Origin of the sequence: Micromonospora sp. NPDC049662, from assembly GCF_040675055.1 — a bacterium.
GTDB lineage: Bacteria > Actinomycetota > Actinomycetes > Mycobacteriales > Micromonosporaceae > Micromonospora.
In genome coordinates, this window is record NZ_JBFAOC010000106.1 from 1 (window position 1) to 6,850 (window position 6,850).

The window sequence follows — 6,850 nt, forward strand, 5'->3', positions numbered from 1 at the left end:
GCGGGGGGTGGGAGGGGCGACGCCGGGGGAGTGCGGAGGGTGGGAGGGGCGACGCCGGGGGAGCGCGGGGGGTGGGAGGGGCGACGCCGGGGGAGTGCGGAGGGTGGGAGGGGCGACGCGGAGGAGTGCGGAGGGTGGGCGGGGCGGAGGGTGGAGCGTCAGCGGCCGGGGTGCACGGCGACGTAGGTGCCGCGTCCAGGCTGGCCGGTGATCAGCTCACGGTCGTGCAGCAGGGAGAGCGCCCGCGACGCCGTGTTCATGTGCACGGCGTAGCTCTCGGCGAGTTCCCGAGTGGAGGGCAGCTTCTCGCCCGGCTTCAACTCGCCGCTCTTGATCTTCGCGGCGATCTCGTTGGCGATACGCCGGTAGGGCGCTTCTGCTGTGGGCATGGTGAGGACTCCGGTCGGTTCGGCTCCTCGATCATGCCGGCCTACACCAATAACTGCAACAAGTTGCGATGCCATCGTGTCGCAGCGTCGACCTACACAAGCAATTGGTGTAGGTTGCGGAGTGTCCGGCTCCGGTTGGTTCGGCAAACCCTCGGAGTTCGGGCCATTGGTGGGCTCCGCGTTCGTACCGCCGCTGTCGAGAGCTGCGGGCGTGGGGCCGGGCGGTCCGGTGCGCGTCCCCTACCCGCGCACCGGACCGCCCTCCAGGTCGACGGATCGACGGGTCGAGGGATCGACGGATCGAGGGATCGAGGGTGAGCATGACGAGGGAGCGCTTCGTGGTGCACCTGCCGGTGGTGGCCGCTGACCTGCCGGCGGCGTTGCGGTTCGCGCGGGCGATCACGCGGGCGCTGGGTTTCCTCGCCGACGTGGACCGGGCGGAGACGACGGTGTCGGAGGAGGATGCTCAGTGCGTACGACATCGGGTGTTCTGTGACCACCTGCTCGGCGGCCGGCGGCGGTGCCCGCGCCCGGCGGACCACGCCGGGCCGTGCGGTTGACGGCGGATGGCTCGGGGCGACACACCTGTCGATCCGTCCGTGGCGCTGCGGGCCATCGGGGGATCCGGGTCGGGGGTGGTAGTGCGGCCGGTTGTAACCCCGGGCCACCCCCCTGGCGTTACTTGTGTGTTTCCGCCACATAGCCCGTGGGTGACGTCACTTCTAGCGTGAGCCGACAACCAAGCATCCTGTCCTCACCTGGAGTCGCGATGACGGTCCGGCACACGCGGCGGGCGTTCCTCTCCGCCGCCACGATGATGGCCGCGGCGCTGGCCGCCACGGCCTGCGGTAGCCCGCAGGACACCGCCACCGGCGGCGGCGACAGTGCCGCCCCGGTCAAGGTCGGCCTGGTGTACTCCCAATCGGGAGCCCTGGCCAGCTACGGCAAGCAGTACATCGAGGGTTTCAAGGCGGGGCTCGACTTCGCCACCAAGGGCACCGGCAAGGTCGGTGACCGGAAGATCGAGTTGACCGAGGTCGACGACGCCGGTGACCCGGCCAAGGCGGTCTCCGCCGCGAAGGACCTGATCGGCAAGGGCACGAAGATCATTGCCGGCTCGACCGCGTCCGGGGTGGCGTTGCAGGTCGCGCCGATCGCGGCGCAGAACAAGGTTCTCTTCATCTCCGGCCCGGCCGCGACCGACGCGGTGACCGGGGCGAACAAGTACACGTTCCGGTCCGGTCGGCAGTCCTACCAGGACGTGGTGACGGCCAAGTCCTTCATCGGCGACCCGACCGGCAAGAAGGTCGTGGTCTTCGCCCAGGACGGCGCGTTCGGCGACGCCAACGAGGCGGCCGTCAAGACCGTCATCGGCGGCGCGGGCGCCACCGTGAGCAGTGTGCGGGCACCGGCCAGCGCCACCGAGTTCACGCCGTTCGCCAGCCAGATCAAGGCCGCCAAGCCGGACCTGCTCTTCGTCGCCTGGGCCGGCACGACCGCCCCGGCCATGTGGCAGACCCTCGACCAGCAGGGCGTGCTGTCGTCCACCACGGTCGTCACCGGCCTGGACATCCGCGCCTCCTGGCCCACCTTCGGGGCGGCCGGCGCGAAGATCTCCTTCCTGTCGCACTACTTCGACGGCGCGTCCGACACCGAGGCCAGCAAGGCGCTCAAGGCCAAGGTGAACACCATCGACCTGTTCCACCCGGACGGCTTCGCCGCCGCCCAGATGGTGGTGCGGGCCGTGCAGGAGGGTGGCGACGACGTCGAAAAGATGGTCAAGGCTCTCGAGGACTGGAGCTTCGACGGGGTCAAGGGCAAGATGACCATCCGCGCCGCCGACCACGCGCTGCTGCAGCCGATGTTCCAGGCCAAGCTCACCGGCAGCGGCACCGACTTCACGGCCACCGCGCAGAAGAGCCTCACCGGCGACGAGACCGCGCCACCGGCCGTGGCCATGAAGGGCTGAGAAATGCTCGCCACCCGCGGTCTGACCTGGCGGATCGGTGAGGTCGCCATCGTCGACAGCGTCTACCTCGACCTGGCGCCGGGAGAGTTCCTGGGCGTGATCGGGCCGAACGGCGCCGGCAAGACCTCACTGTTCAACCTGATCACCGGCCTGCGCCGGGCCACGGAGGGCCGGATCACCCTGGACGGGCAGGACATCGGAGGGCTCCCGCCGCACCGGCGGGCCCGCCTCGGTCTGGGCCGTACCTTCCAGGCGTCCTCGGTCTTCGGCTCGCTCAGCGTGCGGGAGAACGTCCGGCTCGCCGTGCAGGCGCACCGCGGGGGCTCGATGGCGTTGTGGCGGCGGGCGGCGGCCGACCGGGAGGTCGCCGCCGCCGCCGACGCGGCGCTCGACCGGGTCGGCCTCGCCCACCGGGGTACGGCGCTCGCCGGCACCCTGGCCCACGGCGAGAAGCGCAAGTTGGAGATCGCCCTGCTGCTCGCCGGTGAGCCACGGGTGATGCTGCTCGACGAGCCGATGGCCGGGGTCAGCGCCGAGGACGTGCCCGAGCTGGTGACGGTCATCAAGTCGTTGACCGGCGACAGCGGCCGGTCGGTGCTGATGGTCGAGCACCACATGGACGTCATCCTGGAGCTGGCCGACCGGATCGCCGTCATGCACCACGGCGCTCTGCTGGCCTGCGACACCCCGGAGACGGTGATGGCCAACCCCACCGTGCAAGAGGCCTACCTGGGGGAGTCGCTCTAGTGGAACCGATCCTCACTGTGGAGGACCTGTCGGTCCGGATCTCCGGGCTGCACATCCTTCAGGGCGTGTCCTTCACGGTCGCCCCGACCGGCGTGACCGTCCTGCTTGGCCGCAACGGCGTCGGCAAGACCACCACGCTGCGCGCGATCGTCGGCCTCACCCCACCCGCCGGGGAGGTGCGCGGCACCATCCGGATGGGCGCGCAGAGCCTGCTGGCCCGGCCCACCCACCGGCTGGTCCGCGGTGGGCTCGGCTACGTACCGGAGGACCGGTGCGTGTTCGCCGGCCTCACCGTCGCCGAGAACCTGCGGCTCGCCGAACGGCGCGGCACCACCCCGGCGTACGACAAGGTCTTCGCTCTCTTCCCGGAGCTGGACCGGCGCGGACGCCAACGGGCGGGCTCGCTCTCCGGCGGGCAGCAGCAGATGCTCGCGATCGGGCGGGTGCTGCTCAACGACAACCGGCTGCTGCTGGTCGACGAGCCGACCAAGGGGTTGGCGCCGAAGGTGGTGACCGAGGTGGCCGAGGTGTTGGAGCGGGTCGCGGAGTCGGTGCCGGTGCTGCTGGTCGAGCAGAACCTGGCCGTCGTACGCCGACTGGCCCGCGACGCCGTGGTGCTCTCCGCCGGCCGGGTCGCCTGGACGGGCGACGCCCAGGACCTGCTGCTGGAGACCGCGCTGACCAAGTCGCTGCTGGGTGTGGGTGCGGAGGTCAAGGCATGAGCACGGTAATCCTCCTGGCGCTGACCGGGCTGGGCCTGGCGGCGCTGTACTTCCTGGTCGCGTCGGGCCTGTCGCTGGTCTTCGGCCTCGCTGACGTGCTCAACTTCGCGCACGGGCTGTTCCTCGGCGTCGGCGCGTACGGCACCTGGTGGGCGGCGGGCAACCTGCCGGGCGCTGGCCCGGACGGGTTCGGCTTCGTGCTCGCGGTCGCCTTCGGGGTGGCCGCCGGCACGCTCGTCGCGGTCCTGGTCGAGCTGGTGCTGATCCGGCCGCTCTACTCCCGCACCATCGAGCAGGTGCTGGTCACCGTCGGACTGTCGCTGGCCGGGGTGGCGCTGCTCCAGGCCACCTGGGGTGCCGACGCCCGGCCGTTCCCGCGCCCCGACTGGACCCGACAGGTGACCGGGATCCTCGGCGCGCAGGTGCCGAACGGCGGCCTGCTGCTGATCATCGCGGCGGTGCTGGTGCTCGGCGCGATCCTGGCCTTCCTGCGCTGGACCCGGTACGGCCTGGTGATCCGGGCCGGGGTGGAGAACCGGGAGATGGTGACCGCGCTCGGCATCGACGTCCGCAAGGCGTTCACGCTGGTCTTCGCGATCGGTGGGGCGGCTGCCGCGCTCGCCGGAGCACTGGGCGGGGTCTACTTCGGCACCGTCTCACCCGGGCAGGGCGGCTCGTTGCTGATCTTCGCGTTCATCGTGGTGGTGATCGGCGGGATGGGCTCGGTGGTCGGCTCCGCGTACGCGGCGGTCGTGGTCGGGCTGGTACAGCAGTTCGTCAACTACTACGGCACGTCCGGGCTGGGCGACATCTGCGTGGTCGGGCTGCTGGCCGTGGTGCTGCTGCTGCGCCCGCAGGGCATCGCCGGAAAGGTGGCAACGGCATGACGCTCCTCGAGGCAACACCGGCACCGGCGCCCACCTCGCCGCGACCGGGCCGCGCGCACCGGGTCCGCCCGTTCCTGCCGCTGGTCGCGCTGGCGGTGATGGCGATCCTGCCGTACTCGACGATCTCGCTGCCGGGGATCTTCGAGGGACCGGTCAACTCACCGGGCACCTTGCAGATCCTCGCCATCTGCCTGATCTTCGGCGGGCTGGCGGCCGGCTACGACCTGCTCTTCGGCCGGACCGGGATGCTCTCGTTCGGGCACGCGCTCTACTTCGCGGCCGGCGTGTACGGCACCGACATCCTCGTCACCCGCGCCGGTCTGCCGCTGTGGCAGGCGGCGCTGCTGACCATCACCGGTGGCACGATCCTCGCGGCGCTGCTCGGCGCGGTGGCCCTGCGGACCGTGGGCATCGCGTTCGCCATGGTCACGTTGGCGTTCGCCCAGGTCGGGGCGATCCTGGTGGCCCGGGACTTCGGCGGGCTCACCGGCGGCGAGGAGGGTCTACCGCTGGACGTGTCCGGGCTGCCGGCCGGACTGGTCGGGGTGACCAACACGGTCAACCTGTACTGGCTGGCGCTCGCCTACCTGACCCTCGTGGTCTTCGTGGTGCACCGGGTCAGTGGGTCACCGACCGGTCGGGTGCTCGCCGGGCTGCGGGACGACGAGCGGCGGATCGGCGTGCTCGGGCTGGACCCGTACCGCTACAAGCTGGTGGCGTTCACCCTGGCCGGTGGGCTGGCGTCGGCCGGCGGGGTGGTCTACGTCCTGATCGTCGGCGGCGCGTCGCCGCACATCACGTCCTCCGAGCTGACCCTCTCGCTGCTGGTCATGGTGGTGCTCGGCGGACCGGGCACCCGGTGGGGACCGGTGCTCGGCGGCGTCCTCTACATGTACCTGGACCACCGGCTCACCGCGTTCGGCACGAGCGACGCGGTCGACAACCTGCCGGCCGTCCTCAGTCACCCGCTGAGCCAGCCCCTGTTCGTCCTCGGCACGGTCTTCATCCTGGCGGTGTACTTCTTCCCCGGCGGCCTGACCAGCCTGGCCCCCCGCCTGACCGCCCTGACCAAATCCCTCCGCCGCCCCCGCTAAGCCCTCCCCGGTCTCACCGTCCCCCGGGTCTCACCGTCGCGGGGTCTCACCGCCCCCGGGTCTCGCCGTCCCCGGTGATCATGAAGTTATTGTCACGACACGCCGTGCCGGATGGCGATAACTTCATGATCGACGGGGTTCGGCGACGGGGTTCTCCGATGGGTTCGGGGATGGGGAGGTAGGTCGAGATGGGATCGCGGCTTGCGGTGGTTAGCGGGGGTGGGACCGGGATCGGGGCGGCCATCGCGGGGTCGCTCGCTCGGGACGGGTACGACGTTCTTGTCGCCGGGCGGCGGGCGGACGTGTTGGCGGCGGCCGCCGAGCGCATCGGCGTCGACTGTGGACGGCCGGACGCGGTCACCCCGGTGACCGCGGACCTGACCGACCCGGAGCAGCTCGACCGGGTCCTGGCTGCGGTCGACGGTCGGGCGGTCGACGCGGTGGTCAACAACGCGGGCGGCTACCTGGGCGGGGAGACCGACACGCTGGCCGGGACCGCCGCACACTGGCGGGCCAACCTGGACGCCAACGTGCTCACCGCGGTGCTGTTGACCGAGGCGTTGCGGCCGGCGCTGCGTCGACCCGGTGGGCGGGTGATCCTGGTCAGCTCGATCTCCGCCCAGCGGGGTGGCGGTGGCCCCTACTCAGCGGGCAAGGCGGCCCTGCACGGTTGGGCGTACGACCTGGCGGCGCAGCTCGGTCCGGAGCAGATCACGGTCAACGTGGTGAGCCCGGGCTACGTGGCCGAGACCGAGTTCTTCGGCGACCGAATGACCCCCGAGGGGCACGCGAAGCGGGTCGCGGAGACGCTCGTCAAGCGTCCCGGACTGCCGGACGACATCGCCGAGGCGGTCCGCTACCTCGCCAGCCCCGCCGCCGGCTACGTAACCGGCCAGGTCCTCGGCGTCAACGGCGGCTCAGTCCTAGGCCGCTAACCCCACCCCCCCAACCCCCACCCCACCCCCCACCACCAACCCCTTTTATAACCAGTTACGCGTAACAATCCGGCCGGATCATCCCGCGAACCTCTTGATCAACAGGG

8 protein-coding genes are annotated in these 6,850 nt (G+C 71.2%); 7 read left to right on the top strand and 1 reads right to left on the bottom strand.

Features of this window, described 5'->3' with window-relative positions; all coding sequences use genetic code 11:
* Positions 1–158: 158 nt before the first annotated feature.
* Complete coding sequence (locus AB0J36_RS34090; RefSeq protein WP_357397277.1) at positions 159–389, bottom strand: winged helix-turn-helix domain-containing protein; 231 nt, start codon at positions 387–389, stop codon at positions 159–161.
* Between the two features lie 320 nt (positions 390–709).
* Between AB0J36_RS34090 and AB0J36_RS34095 the strand changes: the two genes are divergently transcribed.
* The 7 genes from AB0J36_RS34095 (at position 710) to AB0J36_RS34125 (ending at position 6,743) form a co-directional block, all read left to right on the top strand.
* A complete protein-coding gene (locus AB0J36_RS34095) occupies positions 710–949 on the top strand; it encodes a hypothetical protein (RefSeq protein WP_355053529.1) in 240 nt (79 codons plus the stop codon).
* Between the two features lie 209 nt (positions 950–1,158).
* The gene (locus AB0J36_RS34100; RefSeq protein WP_357134384.1) at positions 1,159–2,358 is read left to right on the top strand and encodes a substrate-binding domain-containing protein; all 1,200 of its coding nucleotides are present in this window, start codon (positions 1,159–1,161) and stop codon (positions 2,356–2,358) included.
* A 3-nt stretch (positions 2,359–2,361) separates the two neighbouring features.
* Positions 2,362–3,105 carry an ABC transporter ATP-binding protein gene (locus AB0J36_RS34105; RefSeq protein WP_357134383.1) on the top strand — a complete coding sequence of 248 codons (744 nt, stop codon included), beginning with the start codon at positions 2,362–2,364 and terminating at the stop codon, positions 3,103–3,105.
* Positions 3,105–3,827: an ABC transporter ATP-binding protein gene (locus tag AB0J36_RS34110; RefSeq protein WP_357134381.1), complete on the top strand. Its 723-nt coding sequence runs from the start codon at positions 3,105–3,107 to the stop codon at positions 3,825–3,827. The genes AB0J36_RS34105 and AB0J36_RS34110 overlap by 1 nt, the downstream gene beginning before the upstream one ends.
* Complete coding sequence (locus AB0J36_RS34115; RefSeq protein ID WP_357134380.1) at positions 3,824–4,714, top strand: branched-chain amino acid ABC transporter permease; 891 nt, start codon at positions 3,824–3,826, stop codon at positions 4,712–4,714. Before AB0J36_RS34110 ends, AB0J36_RS34115 begins: the two co-directional genes overlap by 4 nt.
* Positions 4,711–5,808 (top strand): branched-chain amino acid ABC transporter permease, encoded by a 1,098-nt coding sequence (locus tag AB0J36_RS34120; protein ID WP_357172280.1) that lies wholly within the window; start codon positions 4,711–4,713, stop codon positions 5,806–5,808. The genes AB0J36_RS34115 and AB0J36_RS34120 overlap by 4 nt, the downstream gene beginning before the upstream one ends.
* 188 nt (positions 5,809–5,996) lie before the next feature.
* Positions 5,997–6,743: an SDR family oxidoreductase gene (locus AB0J36_RS34125; RefSeq protein ID WP_357397267.1), complete on the top strand. Its 747-nt coding sequence runs from the start codon at positions 5,997–5,999 to the stop codon at positions 6,741–6,743.
* The last annotated feature ends 107 nt before the right edge of the window (positions 6,744–6,850 follow it).